The organism is Micromonospora sp. NPDC047074, from assembly GCF_040643815.1.
Classification (GTDB): domain Bacteria; phylum Actinomycetota; class Actinomycetes; order Mycobacteriales; family Micromonosporaceae; genus Micromonospora.
The window spans coordinates 74,804-90,522 of record NZ_JBEYVB010000010.1 but is presented as its reverse complement, the minus strand read 5'-3'; the positions used below and the strand labels follow the sequence as shown (position 1 = coordinate 90,522).

General features: G+C 72.9%; 13 protein-coding genes. 6 read left to right on the top strand and 7 right to left on the bottom strand.

What is annotated here, in order from left to right; translation table 11 throughout:
- The first annotated feature begins 38 nt into the window (after positions 1-38).
- A complete protein-coding gene (locus ABZ809_RS15770) occupies positions 39-1,061 on the top strand; it encodes an LLM class flavin-dependent oxidoreductase (RefSeq protein WP_357563209.1) in 1,023 nt (340 codons plus the stop codon).
- Between the two features lie 221 nt (positions 1,062-1,282).
- Here ABZ809_RS15770 and ABZ809_RS15765 read toward each other — a convergent pair whose 3' ends face one another.
- On the bottom strand, positions 1,283-3,571 hold the full coding sequence (locus tag ABZ809_RS15765; protein WP_357563208.1) for a cellulose binding domain-containing protein: 2,289 nt from the start codon (positions 3,569-3,571) through the stop codon (positions 1,283-1,285).
- Positions 3,572-3,788: 217 nt separating this feature from the next.
- On the opposite strand from ABZ809_RS15765, the gene ABZ809_RS15760 reads away from it, so the two are divergent.
- Entirely contained in the window at positions 3,789-5,222 is a 1,434-nt protein-coding gene (locus ABZ809_RS15760; RefSeq protein WP_357563207.1) for a pyridoxal-dependent decarboxylase, read from the top strand.
- Between the two features lie 81 nt (positions 5,223-5,303).
- Here ABZ809_RS15760 and ABZ809_RS15755 read toward each other — a convergent pair whose 3' ends face one another.
- From ABZ809_RS15755 to ABZ809_RS15735, 5 genes are all read right to left on the bottom strand, one after another.
- Positions 5,304-6,317 (bottom strand): sulfite exporter TauE/SafE family protein, encoded by a 1,014-nt coding sequence (locus tag ABZ809_RS15755; protein ID WP_357563206.1) that lies wholly within the window; start codon positions 6,315-6,317, stop codon positions 5,304-5,306.
- Positions 6,318-6,438: 121 nt separating this feature from the next.
- Positions 6,439-6,909, bottom strand: a complete 471-nt coding sequence (locus ABZ809_RS15750) for an Rrf2 family transcriptional regulator (RefSeq protein ID WP_357563205.1) — start codon at positions 6,907-6,909, stop codon at positions 6,439-6,441.
- 86 nt (positions 6,910-6,995) lie between these two features.
- Positions 6,996-7,880: an acyl-CoA thioesterase II gene (locus tag ABZ809_RS15745; RefSeq protein ID WP_357563204.1), complete on the bottom strand. Its 885-nt coding sequence runs from the start codon at positions 7,878-7,880 to the stop codon at positions 6,996-6,998.
- Positions 7,877-9,325 (bottom strand): pyruvate kinase, encoded by a 1,449-nt coding sequence (pyk, locus tag ABZ809_RS15740; protein WP_357563203.1) that lies wholly within the window; start codon positions 9,323-9,325, stop codon positions 7,877-7,879. Before pyk ends, ABZ809_RS15745 begins: the two co-directional genes overlap by 4 nt.
- Before the next feature lie 710 nt (positions 9,326-10,035).
- On the bottom strand, positions 10,036-10,401 hold the full coding sequence (locus ABZ809_RS15735) for a YciI family protein (RefSeq protein WP_357563202.1): 366 nt from the start codon (positions 10,399-10,401) through the stop codon (positions 10,036-10,038).
- A gap of 311 nt (positions 10,402-10,712) precedes the next feature.
- Between ABZ809_RS15735 and ABZ809_RS15730 the strand changes: the two genes are divergently transcribed.
- The 3 genes from ABZ809_RS15730 to ABZ809_RS15720 all read left to right on the top strand — a co-directional run bounded on the left by ABZ809_RS15730 (position 10,713) and on the right by ABZ809_RS15720 (position 13,500).
- Positions 10,713-11,585 carry an aldo/keto reductase gene (locus ABZ809_RS15730; protein ID WP_357563201.1) on the top strand — a complete coding sequence of 291 codons (873 nt, stop codon included), beginning with the start codon at positions 10,713-10,715 and terminating at the stop codon, positions 11,583-11,585.
- 80 nt (positions 11,586-11,665) lie between these two features.
- Positions 11,666-13,018: a pentapeptide repeat-containing protein gene (locus ABZ809_RS15725; RefSeq protein ID WP_357563200.1), complete on the top strand. Its 1,353-nt coding sequence runs from the start codon at positions 11,666-11,668 to the stop codon at positions 13,016-13,018.
- Between the two features lie 53 nt (positions 13,019-13,071).
- The gene (locus ABZ809_RS15720; RefSeq protein ID WP_357563199.1) at positions 13,072-13,500 is read left to right on the top strand and encodes a nitroreductase family deazaflavin-dependent oxidoreductase; all 429 of its coding nucleotides are present in this window, start codon (positions 13,072-13,074) and stop codon (positions 13,498-13,500) included.
- A 16-nt stretch (positions 13,501-13,516) separates the two neighbouring features.
- On the opposite strand, the gene ABZ809_RS15715 is transcribed toward ABZ809_RS15720, so the two are convergent.
- The gene (locus tag ABZ809_RS15715) at positions 13,517-14,521 is read right to left on the bottom strand and encodes a hypothetical protein (RefSeq protein ID WP_357563198.1); all 1,005 of its coding nucleotides are present in this window, start codon (positions 14,519-14,521) and stop codon (positions 13,517-13,519) included.
- Between the two features lie 295 nt (positions 14,522-14,816).
- Here ABZ809_RS15715 and ABZ809_RS15710 point away from each other — a divergent pair, with 295 nt between their 5' ends.
- A complete protein-coding gene (locus ABZ809_RS15710) occupies positions 14,817-15,437 on the top strand; it encodes a hypothetical protein (protein ID WP_357563197.1) in 621 nt (206 codons plus the stop codon).
- Positions 15,438-15,719 lie beyond the last annotated feature (282 nt).

Sequence of the window (15,719 nt, the reverse complement as noted above, 5' to 3'; positions counted from 1 at the left end):
CCCGCCCGCCCCGGGGAACAAATCCGAGGTGGGAGCGGTTGGCCAGGCGTGTGATCAACGTACCGCTGTCTGTTCTCGATCTTGCCCCGGTCGCGGCCGGCGCCACCGCCGGCGCGGCCCTGCGGCACACCACCGAGCTGGCCCGGCGCACGGAGGAACTCGGGTACCACCGGTTCTGGGTGGCCGAACACCACAACATGCCGGCGATCGCCAGTTCCGCCCCGGCGGTGCTGCTCGCGCACCTGGCGGCGCACACGTCGACGATCCGGCTGGGTTCGGGCGGGGTGATGCTGCCCAACCACGCGCCGCTGGTGGTGGCCGAGCAGTTCGGCACGCTGGAGGCGCTGCACCCGGGCCGGATCGACCTGGGCATCGGTCGCGCCCCGGGCACCGACCAGGTGACCGCGCTGGCGCTGCGCCGGACGATGGAGGGCCTGTCGGCGGAGGGTTTCCCCCGGGAGCTGGCGGACCTGATGAACTACTTCAGCGGCGAGCGGCCGGGGCCGATCACGGCCACCCCGGGCCTCGGCGAGCAACCGGCCGTCTGGCTGCTCGGCTCCAGCGGGTTCAGCGCCCAGCTCGCCGGGCTGCTGGGCCTGCCGTTCTCCTTCGCGCACCACTTCAGCGCGCAGAACACGGTGCCCGCGCTGGCGCTCTACCGGCAGCACTTCCGGCCGTCGAAGTGGCTGGAGAAGCCGTACGCGATGGTGGCGGTCAACGCGGTCTGCGCGGACACCGACGAGCGGGCGGAGTGGCTGGCGGGGCCGGCGGCGCTGTCGTTCCTGCGGCTGCGCTCGGGGCGGCCGGAGCCCCTGTCGACGCCGAACGAGGCGGCGGCGTACCCGTACACCGAGGCGGAGCGGGAGTTCGTGCGGCAACGCCGGGACGGGCAGGCCACGGGCTCCCCGGAGACGGTACGCCGGCAGCTCGGCGAGCTGCTGGCGCGGACCGGCGCGGACGAGCTGATGCTGACCACGCTGGTGTACGACGTGGCCGACCGGGTGCGCTCGTACGAGCTGATCGCCGAGCAGGTGGCCGGTGGCCTGCGCCGGCAGCCCTGAAACACGATCTTCACGTCGGCGTCACCGGGGCGACGCGCGGCCCGCCTAGGTTGGTCCTCGGTGGTGGTACGGCATTCCCGGTCGGGACGGGTCGGGAATGCCGCGGTGTGGGGCACCGGGCCAGAGCTGTGCGGATTCCGCGGCTGTGGCCCGGTGCCTACTCCACTCCCCCGTGACCGGCCGACGGGGTCGCACGGAAACCGCCGCCGGCCGGGGACGGCTCAGCGCAGATACACGTTCGGCGTGGGCGGGGTGGCCATCTGGTCGCCGATGAAGAAGCCCGGGTGCGGGGGCTGGTTGTAGGCGGTGTTCTGCCAGGCGACCGCGACCCGGTACTGCGGGTCGTGCATGAGCGTGTGGATCCGGGTGCCGCTGGGCACGGGCGTGCTGTAGATCCGCAGGGCCTGGCTGTCGCTGGTGCGCCAGACGACCTCCTCCCGCCAGTCACCGAACAGGTCGGCGGAGAGTGCCGGGGTGGACTTGGTGCCGTTGTTCGCCGCCACTCCGCTGCCGGTCAGCAGCCGGGTGTCGCCCCCGGTGCCGTACTTGTCGATCCGGGTGGCGTCGAGCAGTTCCCGGACGGGGTCGCCGTCCCACCAGACGAGGAAGTTCGCCGACGACGGCCGGCGCCCGACGACGGCTCCGGTCGCGCTGTAGAGGTCGCCCATGTGGGTGCCGGCGCCCCAGACCTCGGCGCCGGGGCTGCCGGCGTGGACGTCGGCGGCGACCCCCCGGCCGGGGCCCTCGGCTCCCCCGTTGTTCGGCCGCTGCCAGACGACCTGGCCGGTACGGGCGTCGTGCAGGTCGGCCGCCGGCTGGTTGCCGGACTCGTGGATCGTGAAGACCTCCAGGCCGGCCCGGCCGGGGACGAGGTCACCGACGTGCAGGGCGTCGCCGTGGCCGAACCCGGTGGCGTACATCAGGCGGCCGTCGTCGTTGATGGTGGCCGACCCGTACACGATCTCCTGGCGGCCGTCCGCGTCGACGTCGGCGACGGAGAGGTTGTGGTTGCCCTGACCGTGGGCGGCGCCGTTGCCCGAGGCGTTGGAGTCGAAGGTCCACCGCTTGCGCAGGGTGCCGTCACGGAAGTCCCAGGCCGCCACGACCGCCCGGGTGTAGTAGCCGCGGGCCATCACCAGCGAGGGGCGCTGCCCGTCGAGGTAGGCGGTGGCGGCGAGGAAGCGGTCGACACGGTTGCCGTAGTTGTCGCCCCAGGAGGAGACCGTGCCCCGTGGCGGGTCGTAGGTGACGGTGGAGAGGACGGCGCCGGTGCGGCCGTCGAACATCGTCAGGTACTCGGGGCCGGCGAGGACGTACCCGCTGGAGTTGCGGTGGTCGGCGGTGGCGGAGCCGATCACCTGGCCGGTGCCGGAGCGGGTGCCGTCGGCGGTCTTCATGGCCACCTCGGCGCGGCCGTCGCCGTCGTAGTCGTACACCTGGAACTGGGTGTAGTGCGCCCCGGCGCGGATGTTGCGGCCCAGGTCGACGCGCCACAGCCGGGTGCCGGTGAGGGTGTACGCGTCGACGTACACGTTGCCGGTGTAGCCGGACTGGGAGTTGTCCTTGGCGTTGGACGGCTCCCACTTGACCACGAACTCGTAGTCGCCGTCGCCGTCGAGGTCGCCGACGGAGGCGTCGTTGGCGGAGTACGTGTAGCTCTCGCCGCTGGGCGTGCTCGCGCCGGGCGGCACCTGCAACGGCACGTCGAGGTAGCCGGCGGGGAACTGGAGCGCGGCCGCGGACGCGGCCTGCTCCACACCCCCGACCACGGCGCGCACGGTGTAGGTCGCGTTGGCCGCCGCGCCGCTGTCGAGGTAGTTGGTCGCCCCGGTGATCGGGCTGCCGTTGACCCTGGTCGCGCCGCGGTAGAGGTTGAAGGACACCCCTGAGGTCTCGGTGCCGAGCAGCCGCCAGGAGACCAGGTTGCCGGTGCCGGAGCGGACGCTGACCAGCCCCCGGTCGAGGTCCTCCATCTGCACCGCCCCGGCCGGGGGCGGAGTGGTGGGTGGCGGGGTGGTGGGTGGTGGAGTCGTGGGCGGCTGGGTGGTGGGCGGAGCGCTGGTCGGCGGCGCGGTGGTCGGGCCGCTGGTGGGCACGGCACCGGTGCAGACGGTGCCGTTGAGGGCGAAGCTGGTCGGCGCCGGGTTGCTGCCGTCCCAGGAGCCGGTGAAGCCGAACGCGGCGCTGGCGCCGGTGGCGATCACCGCGTTGTAGTCGACGTTGCGGGCGGTCACCTGGGCGCCGGACTGGCTGACGACGGCGCTCCACGCCTGGGTGACCTGCTGGCCGGCGGTGTACGACCAGGTGAGGGTCCAGCCGTTCACCGTCTCGCCCAGGTTGGTGACGGTGACGTCGGCGTTGAAGCCGCCGGGCCACTGGTTGGTGATCCGGTGGTCGACGCGGCAGCCGGCGACGGCGGCCTCGGCGGTGAGGGTGGGCAGCGTACCGGCGACGAGCGTGGCCGCGGCGCCCGCGCAGAGCAGCGCGACGCGGCGGGGGGTGACGGGCATCGGGGGTTTCCTCCGGGGAGGTCGGGCGCGCGGCGACCGTCGCCGCCGGCCTGCCCGGGCCGGCGGGAGGGCACACCGCGCTGGCGGCGGTGGTCCGGCGCCGCACTGCGGCGTCGAGGGGATGGCTCCGCGCCCCTGCGATGCTAGGGCAAGCGCTTACTTCGGACAATCCGCCGATGCCTTGCCTTCCGCACCCGATTCTTGATCGACTCGGGGCGTGGCAGAGCACATGACTCCCGACGAGTTCCGACGCGCCGGGCACGCCGTGGTGGACTGGATCGCCGACTACTGGGCCACGCTGGGGCAGCGGCCGGTGACCTCGCAGGACCCGCCCGGTGCGGTGGCCGCCCGGCTCCCGGCCGGCCCGCCCGAGCACGGCGAGCCGGTGGAGGCGGTCCTCGCCGACCTGGACGCCGTCGTCACCCCCGGGCTGACCCACTGGCAGCACCCCGGCTTCTTCGGCTACTTCCCGGCCAACACCTCCGGCCCCAGCGTGCTGGGCGACCTGGTCAGCGCCGGGCTCGGCGTGCAGGGGATGCTCTGGGCGACCGGCCCGGCGTGCACCGAGCTGGAGACGGTGCTGCTGGACTGGCTCGCCGAGCTGCTCGACCTGCCGAAGCGGTTCCGCTCCGGCTCCGGCGGCGGTGGGGTGATCCAGGATTCGGCGTCCTCGGCGACGCTGGTGGCGACACTGGTCGCGCTGCACCGGGCCGGTGGCGGCCGGTGGCGCGAGGTCGGCGTCGACCGTCGCTACCGCGCCTACACCTCGACCCAGGGCCACTCGTCCATCGAGAAGGCCGCGCGGATCGCCGGGCTGGGCGCCGACGGCGTACGACCGGTCGAGGTCGACCCGGAGACGCAGGCGATGTCCCCGGCGGCACTGCGGGCGGCGATCGAGGCCGACGTGGCCGCCGGGGTGGTCCCGGCGATCGTGGTCGCGACCGTCGGCACCACCTCCACCACGGCGATCGACCCGCTGCCGGAGATCGGCGCGATCTGTGCCGAGTACGGGGTCTTCCTGCACGTCGACGCCGCGTACGCGGGGGCGGCGGCGGTCTGCCCGGAGCTGCGCTTCGGCCACATCGGCCTGGAGTACGCGGACTCGTACTGCTTCGACCCGCACAAGTGGCTGCTCACCGGCTTCGACTGCGACGCGTTCTGGGTGGCCGACACGGCCGAGTTGATCGAGGCGCTGAGCGTGCTGCCGGAGTACCTGCGCAACGCCGCCACCGAGTCCGGCGCGGTGATCGACTACCGGGACTGGCAGGTGCCGCTGGGCCGCCGGTTCCGGGCGCTGAAGCTCTGGTTCGTCCTGCGCTGGTACGGCGCCGAGGGGCTGCGGGCGCACATCCGCTCCGGCGTGGCGCTCGCCGCCCGGTTCGCCGACCGGGTGCGCGCCGACGACCGGTTCACGCTGGTCGGGGCGCACCCGTACTCGCTGGTGTGCTTCCGGCTGCGGGCGGACGACGAGGTCAACACGGAGCTGCTGGCCCGGGTGAACGCCACCGGTCGGGTGTACCTGACGCACACCCGGGTCGCCGGCTGGTACACGCTGCGGCTGGCGGTCGGCTCGCCGCAGACCACCGAGGCCCACGTGGACGAGGCGTTCAACCTCCTAGCCACCACCGCGACGACCCTGCTCCCCCGCTAACGCCCCGTCCCGCCCCGCCCCGTCGAGCGATCTTGGTGAGAAACGGCCCCTCTGAGGGCACTTACCTACCAAGATCTCGAACTACCGCCCGGTCGGCGAACCGGCGGTCACGGTCGGGCGGGACTCGGCCCCGGACACGGACTCGGCGGTGCCCGGGGTCGGGAGGGTGCCGATCGCAGCCGAATCGGCGTCAGCCGGGGCCGTAGCCGCGAGGGCGGTCGCCGCGACGGCCCGCTCCCGGCGGGTACGCAGCAGCGCCCGGACGGCCAGCGCGAGAGCGGCGACCCAGGCGACGGCCAGCAGGGCGTAGACGGCCGGCCGGGCCGAGCCGCCGAGGTCGGCCGAGCGCATCAGCGTACGGGCGTTGGTCAGCACGATCACCCCGCCGATCGTCGCGCCGAGGAGCTGGGCGGGAACGATACGCACCAGCCAGGCGGCGATCGGGGCGGCGATCAGGCCGCCGACGAGCAGCGCGGCGACCATGGGCAGCAGGAAGCCCTCGGAGCCGAGGCCGATCAGGAAGCCGAGGCTGGCGGCACCGGCGACCACGAACTCGGAGGTGTCCACCGAACCGATCACCTTGCGCGGCTCCATCCGCCCGCTGACCAGCAGGGCGGGTGTGGCGACGGGCCCCCAGCCGCCGCCTCCGGTGGCGTCGACGAAGCCGGCCACCAGGCCGAGCGGGCCGAGGAAGCGGCTGCGCAGCCGGCCGCCGCGCCGGTCGGTGCGCAGCGGCCGGGAGAACCGCACCAGCAGGTACGCGCCGAGCGTGAACAGGATGCCGGCCATCCACGGGGCGGCCGACTCGGTCGAGATCGAGCTGAGGAAGGTGGCACCGGCGAACGCGCCCACCGCGCCGGGAAGCGCGATCCGGGAGACGACCCGCCAGTCGACGTTGCCGAACCGCCAGTGCGACACCCCGGCGGCGAGCGTGGTGCCGATCTCAGCCAGGTGCACCGATGCCGACGCGGCGGCCGGCGCCACGCCCACGAGCAGCAGTAACGTCGAGGAGGTCAGCCCGTACGCCATGCCGAGCGCGCCGTCGACGAGTTGCGCGGCCAACCCGACCAGCGCGAGTACCAGCAGCTTGCGCACGGACGCTCCCCAACTTTTAGGTAACTCCTATCGACTTGGTCGACAATGCGGCACGGGACGTGCCCCGGTCAAGCCTCCAACCGGTCAGTGAGACGACTGCCTCGGCAGGGCCAGGCGCGGGTCAGGTCCAGGCGCCGGGGTCGGCGGCCAGGTCGACGACCCGGCCCGGCAGCGTGCCGGCGGCCACGTCGGCGACGGTGACCAACTCAAGGATCTCGCGCTCACTGGCCCGCAGGGCGATCCAGACCTCCTGGAGGGCCCGGGCGGCGCCGTGGTAGCCGAGGTCCTCCGGCCGCTGCCCGCGCACGTGGGCGAGCGGGCCGTCGATCACCCGGATCACCTCGGCCAGCGAGATCTCCCCCGCCGGCCGGGCCAGCCAGTAACCGCCCTCCGGGCCGCGCTGGGCCTGCACGATGCCGCCCCGGCGCAGTTGCAGCAGGATGCTCTCCAGGAACTTCGGCGGGATTTCCTGGGCACGGGCGATCTGCTCGGCGGTGACGGGCCGGCCTCGCCCGCCCCCGGCCTCCCTGGTCACCGAGGCGAGCTCGGCGACCGCGCGGAGGGCATAGTCGACCCGGGCGGAGAGACGCATGCCGGCAAGGTTAGCGGCCCGGTCACCCCGCCCGGACGATCACCCCTCGACCGATCGGCCGACGGCGATGCGGTCGACCGACCGGGTCAGTCGCCGACCCGGCGCAGCAGCCCCTCCTGCACGACGCTGGCGATGTGCCGACCGTCGGCCGTGAACATCCGGCCGGTGGCGAGCCCCCGCGCGCCGGAGGCCGACGGGCTCCAGCAGTCGTAGAGGAACCACTCGTCGGCGCGGAACGGGCGGTGGAACCAGAGCGCGTGGTCGAGGCTGGCCCCGACCACGCCGCCGGGGCCCCAGACCTCACCGTGCACCGAGAGCACCGAGTCGAGCAGCGTCAGGTCGGAGGCGTAGGTCAGCGCGCAGGCGTGCAGCAGCGGGTCGTCGGGCAGCTTGCCGTCGATGCGCATCCAGACCCGCTGGTGCGGCTCGGCGGGGCGGTCGCCGGGGCGTACCCAGCCGGGCTCGCCGACGTAGCGGACGTCGATCGGGCGCGGGATCTGCGCCCAGATGCCGAGCCGCTCCGGGTAGCGGGCGAGCCGGTCGCTCATCGTCGGGACCTCGTCGGGCCCCGGCACGTCGGGCGGGGTGGGGGCCTGGTGGTCCAGGCCCTCCTCCGCCCGTTGGAACGACGCCGACATGAAGAAGATCGGCTTGTCGTGCTGGAGCGCCACCGACCGGCGCACCGAGAACGAGCGGCCGTCGCGGATGTTCTCCACCTCGTAGGTGATCGGCTCGGCCGGGTCGCCGGGCCGCACGAAGTAGCCGTGCAGGGAGTGCACGAAGCGGGCCGGGTCGACGGTGCGACCGGCGGCCACCAGCGCCTGGCCGGCGACCTGGCCGCCGTACACCCGCTGGGGGCCGACCGGAGGGCTCATCCCACGGAAGGTCATGCCACCGGTGTGCTCCAGGTCGAGCACCTCCAGGAGCTGATCGACCGCGGCCTGCCCGACCGCGACGCCCGCCTGGCTCACTGCAAGGCCCGCGCGGAGGCCGCGTCGACAAGCGATCCGAGCTGGTGTACCCGGAGCGTGTTGGTCGAGCCGGGGGTGCCGGGCGGGCTGCCGGCGACGATCACCACGTAGTCGCCCGGGTTGGCCCGGTTGAGCCCGAGCAACGCCTCGTCGACCTGGCGGAACATGTCGTCGGTGTGCTGCACGAACGGCATCAGGAACGTCTCCACACCCCAGCAGAGGGCGAGCTGGTTGCGCACCTCGGGCACCGGGGTGAAGGCGAGCAGCGGCAGGTCGCAGTGCAGCCGGGAGAGCCGCTTGACGGTGTCGCCGGTCTGCGAGAAGGCGACCATCGCCTTGGCGCCGATGGCCCGCGCGATCGAGGAGGCGGCGACGGTGAGCGCGCCGCCGTGGGTACGCGGGTCGTGTTGCAGGCGCGGCACCCCGATCGAGCCGGACTCGGTGGTGGTGACGATCTTCGCCATGGTGCTGACGGTGAGCACCGGGTACTTGCCGACGCTCGTCTCGCCGGAGAGCATCACCGCGTCGGCGCCGTCGAGCACGGCGTTGGCCACGTCGGACGCCTCGGCGCGGGTCGGCCGGGAATTCTCGATCATCGAGTCGAGCATCTGGGTGGCGACGATGACCGGCTTGGCATTCTCCCGGCAGAGCTGAACGGCGCGCTTCTGCACCAGCGGGACCTGGTCCAGCGGCAGCTCGACGCCCAGGTCGCCACGGGCGACCATGACGCCGTCGAAGGCCAGCACGATCTGCTCCAGGCAGTCGACCGCCTCGGGCTTCTCCACCTTGGCCAGCACCGGCCGGTGCACGCCCACCTCGGCCATGATGCCGTGCACCAGCTTGATGTCGTCGGCGGAGCGGACGAACGAGAGCGCGATCAGGTCGACGCCCAGGCCGAGCGCGAAACGCAGGTCCTCGGCGTCTTTCTCGGACATCGCCGGCACGCTGACCGCCACGTTCGGCAGCGAGACGCCCTTGTTGTTGGAGACCGGGCCGCCCTCGGTGACCAGGCAGCGGATGTCGTTGCCGGTGACGTCGGTGACCTCGACGGCGACCCGGCCGTCGTCGATCAGCAGCCGGTCGCCGGGCTTGACCTCCTGCGGAAGCTTGCGGTAGGTGCAGGACACCCGGTCCTTGGTGCCGAGGATGTCGTCACCGGTGATGACGACCGAGTCGCCCGTACGCCACTCGTGCGGGCCGTCGGCGAACCGGCCGAGCCGGATCTTCGGGCCCTGGAGGTCGGCGAGCACGGCCACCGCCCGCCCGGCCTCCTCGGCGGCCTCGCGGACCAGCCGGTAGACCGCCTCGTGATCGGCGTGGCTGCCGTGGCTGAAGTTGAGTCGGGCCACGTTCATGCCGGCCTCGACGAGGCCACGGATGCGCTCCGGCGACGAGGTGGCGGGGCCGAGAGTGCAGACGATCTTCGCGCGGCGTGTCACGCCCATCAGGCTAGTCTCTCCTCCGGGTCGGGCGCTCTGGGCCAACCCCTTGCGGATTGCGGAACTTCTGTCCAACGACGCGCGGCGTGCGCGCAGCCGGCGGGCGGAACCCACGCCGGGACGTCGAGGCGGCGGGCAACGGCGACCGCGCGCCGGAATCGTACGCCCCCGGCGCTACCGGGCATCCGGGTGCTCCCCGTCGATAGACCGGCGACGGGGAGCAGCCGCCCGACTCGCCACGCGCAAGGGCCGGAACCCGCCGCGGAGCGCATCACGCCGGAGGGCGAAGGCGCGCCGCGCTCACCTGGACACCGGCTGCGAGCCCCCCAGCCCGGGCGGCTTCGATAACGTTCGGTAATCACCTTCTGCGCACCCCTCCAAGTTGCTCTGCGTAACCGCCGCCAGCCGCGTAGCCTGCCTTTTTGCCCACCCGCCGCCGACAGATGCTTCTGAACAGCGGATTCTCGGGACACCTCGATCGCGTCACCCACTGTTCCCCGCCCCCTTTGCTCTGCAGCCACGTAGGCACCGCCTACGCAACGTGTCCGGTGCCTATATGGCTGCAGAGCAAAGGGGAAGCGGCGGGAGGGTGCGGCGGTCGAGATTGCCCACGCTGAGTGACTGCCGCGGTCGAAGGTGGTGGTGTGGCGTCTGCGCGGCTCGACGACGCGCAGCGGACGGCTCCGCGCACGGATGCGTCCCAACCGGCCGGCGGCTCAGGTCTGCGTCTTCACCAGCGGGAACTCCAGCGACCCCTCCGGGCAGAGGAAGGTCATCACGTCCACCCGGTAGAGCCCGGCCTGGACGGCCGGGTCGGCCTCCATCACGCTGCGCACGTCGTCCACCGAGCCGGTACGGGCCAGGCCGAAGCCGATCGGCGGGTCCGGTTCCCGGGCCGGGCCGTCCACCGAGCCGGCCACCAGGATGATCCCCCGCCGTTGCAGGGCCTGCATGTGGGCGAGGTGCTCCGCCTGCAACCGCTGCACCGTCTCCGCCGGCAGCGCCCGCCCGGCCGCGCCGGGATACAGCACGATGCACTCGTACGTGTCGAGCGCGAAGTCGACCTGCGGCACTCCCGTCATGGCGCCTCCCTCCCGCGTGGCGCCGCACGCGGCGACCCGTGGTCGACGCCGCGCCGGCACGGGCCCAGCGTCCCACGGCGGGCAGGCCGGCACGGGCGCTCCGGTCAACTTCGTCCACGCCCCGGCCCGGTTGCGGCCCGGTCGCGCCGTTTCGCCGGCGGAGCACCGGGCGGGGAGGTACGCGGTCGACGGCGGGTGATCCCGGTCTCGATCCGCCCTGGCGGCGGTGCGGGCGACGATCGGCGGGAAAGCCCCACCGGTGGCTAGATTGGCCGCTGGAGACGAAGCGAAACAGGATGGGGAATCCACGCATGGCGAACGACGCTGGTAAGCAGCCCGCGAAGGCCTCCGGGACGTACCGGATCGGGGGCGATCTCCAGGTCGACCGACTCGGCTACGGGGCCATGCAGCTCACCGGCCCCGGCGTGTGGGGCGACCCGAAGGACCCGGCCGAGGCCGTGCGCGTGCTGCGCCGGGCGTACGAGCTGGGCGTGACGTTCATCGACACCGCCGACTCCTACGGGCCCTTCGTCAGCGAGCTGCTGATCCGCGAGGCACTGCACCCGTACGCCGATGATTTGGTCATCGCGACCAAGGCCGGCCTGACCCGCTCCGGCCCCGGCGACTGGCGGCCGGTGGGGCGCCCGGAATACCTGCGGCAGCAGTGTGAGCTGAGCCTGCGGCACCTCGGGCTGGACGCCATCCCGCTCTACCAGCTGCACCGGATCGACGCGCAGGTGCCGCTGGCCGACCAGATCGGCGAGCTGGCGCTGCTCAGGCAGGAGGGCAAGATCCGGCACATCGGCCTGTCCGAGGTGACCGTCGAGCAGATCGAGGCGGCCCGGAGCATCGCCCCGATCGTCTCCGTGCAGAACCTCTACAACGTGGCGAACCGCGGCGCGGAGGCCGTCCTGGAATACTGCGAGCGCAACGACCTCGCCTTCATCCCCTGGTATCCGATCGCCACCGGCGACCTGGCCCGGCCGGGCGGGCCGCTGGACGCGATCAGCACGGGGCACGGCGCGACGCCCGCCCAGCTCGCCCTCGCCTGGCTGCTGCGCCGGTCGCCGGTGATGCTGCCGATCCCGGGCACGTCGTCGGTGGCGCACCTGGAGGAGAACGTGGCCGCCGCCGAGGTGCGGCTCACCGACGACGAGTACGAGGCCCTGGCCAAGGCAGCCTGACGCCGTACGGGAAGCGGGCGGCGGCCGTCCATCAGGGATGGTGTCCCTCGCCCGGCCGGCCGTGGTGGCATGCTGTGCGCGTGCGCCAGACACCGCCCCGCGAACGACCGCTGCGGGTGATGCCGTGGTGGCTGGCCCTCGTCGGCCTGCTGGTCGCCGCCCTGCTGGGCTGGCTGGTGCTCGACTGGCTGCTCGGCGAGGCCGACCGGGCCGCCCAGCCGGACACCCGGGCCACGCTGCGCATCGACGCCATCCGGACCGGGCTGACCGTGGTGGCCGGCACCGGCGGCGGGCTCGCGCTGCTGCTCGCCGCCCGGCGACAGTGGATCGGCGAGCGCGCCCAGCGGCACCAGGAGGCCGTCGCCGCGCAGGACCAGGCACACCGGGAACGGGTGCAGGCGCACGCCGAGGCGGTCGCCGAGGCCGGGCAGCGGCACCAGGACCGGCAGGCCCAGGCCGCCGAGCACGACGCTGCCGAGCGCCGGCTGACCGAGTTGTACACCGGCGCCGTCGAGCTACTCGGCAACGACAACGCGGCCGTACGCCTGGGCGGCCTGCACGCCCTGGAGCGGCTCGGGCAGGACAATCCGGCGCAGCGGTCGACGATCGTGGCGGTGCTCTGCGCGTACCTGCGGATGCCGGCGGCCGAGGACGACGCGCGCGAGACGGAGGTGCGCCGCACCGCGCAGCGGGTCCTGACCCGGCACCTGCGCGCGGACGACGACGCCTTCTGGCCCGACACCAGGCTGGATCTGACCGGCGCCCGGCTCGACGGGTTCGACGCCGCCGGCTGCACGCTCGTCGACGCGGACCTCACCGGCGCGGTCTGCACCGGCACCACCAGCCTGGCCGGCGCGACCGTGGTCGGGCGGCTGGCCCTGGACGCCACCTTCGACGACCTGGTCTGCGACGACCTGCGCGGGGACGCCGAGATCGTCCTCGACGACGCCCGGATCGGCGGCGAGGTCAGCTTCGAGCGCGCGGACCTGGCCGGCGGCCTGTCCTGCCGGCGCGCGACGATCGCCCGGGCCTCGTTCCGGGGTGCCACGGTGCACGGGACGGCGAGCTTCGACGCGACCAGGTTCACCAGCAGCGCCAGCTTCCGTGAGGCGGTCTTCCGCAGCGGGGTCTCGATGGACCATGCCAGGTTCGCGGGCTACGTCGGGTTCCGGCAGACCCGGTTCGCGGACATGGCCCTGTTCCGGTGGACCGAGTTCGGCGACGAAACCTGGTTCGAGGGGGCCCGCTTCGAGGGGGCGGCGAACTTCGGCCGGGCCCGTTTCTCCGGTCCGGTCACCTTCGACGGGGCGACGTTCGCCCGCCGCCCCCTGGTCGACCAGGCGCGGGCGACGACCGCCAGCCCGCACGTCTGGCCCGAGGCCACGGCCGTCGCCCCGCTCGACGACGACTGGCTGCTGCTCACCGACCCCTGACCGTCCCCGGCGCGGGGCCCTCGCCGGCGCGGCGTGACCGTTAGGCTGGGCCGATGGGGGAAACCATTCAGGACAGTCCGGTGGAGTGGGTGGCCAGCCACGTGCGGCGCTACCTGGAGACCGACGGCGCCGACGGCGGAAAGTTCCACGGCTACGACAGCCTGCTGCTCACCACCCGGGGGCGCCGCTCCGGCACGCTGCGGCGCACCGCGCTCATCTACGGCCGCGACGGCGACCGCTACCTGCTGGTGGCGTCGAACGGCGGCGCGGCGCGGCACCCGAGTTGGTACCTCAACCTGTGCGCCGATCCGGCGGTGGAGGTGCAGGTCGGGGCCGAGAAGTTCCGGGGCACGGCGCGCACCGCCACGGCCGGGGAGCGGCCCCGGCTGTGGCAGGTGATGACCGGGGTCTTCCCGACCTACGTCGGCTACCAGGAGGGCACCGACCGGGAGATCCCGGTGATCGTGGTCGAGCGCGCCTGATCGCCGCAGCGTTTGGTCATGCGCAGACCCACCGGACCGGCGTCGAGTAGTGGTTGCCGTACGCGACGTCGTCGTCGGTCAGCCCAGCGACGTCGGCGATCGAGAAGGGCGACGGACCGAACGGCAGCGCCCGGTCGACGCCGTCCTGCCGGAGCCACTGCTCGTTCTCATAGGACTTCTCGTACGCGACCGAGCCACGCGCGTTGACCGCGTGCGGCGTCGCCCCCTGGGCGAGCAGGGCCGGGGCTGTGCCGGGCGCCCACGCCAGAACGAGGTGACTGGACCCGGTGACTTCCATGCCTACCACCACACCCGCGCTGATCCCGGTCAAATGCCAGCCGCTGTCTGGGCCCGCCGCGTAGCCGGGCAGCGTCTCCGGCTGGGCGTTGGGCGCCCACCGCACCGGCGTGTTCCCCAGGAACCCGATGACGGTTCCGTCGGAGTCGATGTCGACCGCCCGGCTCGCGCCGGCACCCGGCAGCGCCCGCACGGTGTTGTCCGGCGCCCACGTCACCGCCGTCTGTCGCCCGTCGGCGGAGCGCACCCACCCGGCCACGGTGCCGTCCCCGGCGATGGCGGTCGCGATCGTCTGCACGCTGTCGGGCAGGCCCGGCAGCGAGGTCGTCTGACCTGCGGAGTACCGCCACGCGGTGCTGCGGTGGAGGCCGTCCTCGGAGGACGTGTTACCGACGAAGTCGCCCTGCTCGTTGATCTCCTCCAGCCCGCCGGGCGGCGTGCCGAGGTTGCTGGGCACGCCGTTGTCCCATCGGATGACGTGCCCGCCCCAGGAGGTGTCCGTCCCGTAGGCGAGCTGGAACCGGCCGCTGGGGTCGGCGTGCTCGACCTCGATCCGCTGCCACGGCCCGGCGGGCAGCCGCAGGTCCTCCCGGACGCAGGGCGGGCCCACCTCGGTCGCGCTCGCGGCCGCCTCCACCGCCGAGGCGGCCGGCGGTAGGGCGTTCGCGCCCGCCACCACCGACGCCACGGCCACCAGTCCGGCCATGCCTTCTCTGATTCCCATCGAAACCCCCGTACGTCGACAGCCATAAACTGACGTCGATCGTACGGATCGGGCACCCGCTGCATTGCCCGGTGTAATCGGATACCCCTCGCCGAGTCGTCTACCTACACTGACGCCTGCCTGGGGCCGGGTGACGGAAACTCGGGTCATCCGATCAGTGCCCCGGGTTGGCGCCTCGCGGGGGAAGGACTTGGCAGTGGTAGGTAATCGCCCGTGTCGAGGGTTTGTCCTCGGCCTCGTCGTTGCGACCGCGTATGCGGTGAGCGGGTGCACACCGGAGCGGCACGACGATGCCGTGGCCGTGCTCCAGGAGGCGGTCGACCGGCTCGATCGCGAGAGCTTTCGATTGACTATGAAGGTGACGCGGGGGGACGGGCAGGAACTCAGTGACCTGGTTGGAGTGACGGACCAATCAAGGAACTGGCGAGTGTTCACGATGTCCGTGTTGGAGGACGGGGTGAAGGTCACCACGGAGACCCGCCAGATCGGGCAGGACGTCTACAACCGTTTCTCGAAGGACGGCGCGCTGGTCGAAGCCCGCGAGGGCAAGACCTGGGTGTATACCGATGTCACACAGCACCCCAAGGGCAACGGGCTTATCGAGATGGATGTCCGTTCCCTGTTGAACCCCGTGGATCACATCGTCCGGGCGGAGCGGGCCGGCAGCGGCAGTTTCCGGGGCGACTTCGACTTCGCAGCGGCCAACGGGCTGAAGGACGGGTCGCAGGACCGAGCCGTGGCGTTCGAGGCGACTGTCGACAGCCAGGGCCGCCTCACCCGCCTTACATACGTCCGCGAGCCGGCCGACCACAGTCAGGGGAACCGGGCAGAAATGACCATCTCCGAGTTTGGGACGAAGGTGAACGTTGACGTTCCGCCAGCCGCCGAGATTACGCGGAACCCGCTGACCAGGTAGCGACCGCTGACGGGCAATCCTGGGCTCGATGTTACGGGCGGGTACTGTCAGCTTGGATGTCCGGTCCGCTCACCACGGCCCCTTCCTGACCGCCTCAGTTCGGTTCGGGACTGCGCCGGCCGAGGGCGTCGGCGATGGCGGAGAACTCGCGCAGGGCCGTTTGCAGGTCCTCCACGATCTCCTGGGCGATCACCTCGGGCGGCAGCAGCGCGTCCGCGTCCTCCAGCTGGCGTCCTCCGCACCCCGGGCCAGCAGCTCCTCGTCGCCGCCCTCGAAGGCGAG

Coding starts and splice junctions, on each gene's coding strand:
- ABZ809_RS15735 (WP_357563202.1), bottom strand. CDS start 10,401: ATGACGGGAGTGCCGCAGGTCGACTTCGCGCTCGACACGTACGAGTGC.
- ABZ809_RS15730 (WP_357563201.1), top strand. CDS start 10,713: ATGGCGAACGACGCTGGTAAGCAGCCCGCGAAGGCCTCCGGGACGTAC.
- ABZ809_RS15715 (WP_357563198.1), bottom strand. CDS start 14,521: ATGGGAATCAGAGAAGGCATGGCCGGACTGGTGGCCGTGGCGTCGGTG.
- ABZ809_RS15750 (WP_357563205.1), bottom strand. CDS start 6,909: ATGCGTCTCTCCGCCCGGGTCGACTATGCCCTCCGCGCGGTCGCCGAG.
- ABZ809_RS15765 (WP_357563208.1), bottom strand. CDS start 3,571: ATGCCCGTCACCCCCCGCCGCGTCGCGCTGCTCTGCGCGGGCGCCGCG.
- pyk (WP_357563203.1), bottom strand. CDS start 9,325: ATGGGCGTGACACGCCGCGCGAAGATCGTCTGCACTCTCGGCCCCGCC.
- ABZ809_RS15720 (WP_357563199.1), top strand. CDS start 13,072: ATGGGGGAAACCATTCAGGACAGTCCGGTGGAGTGGGTGGCCAGCCAC.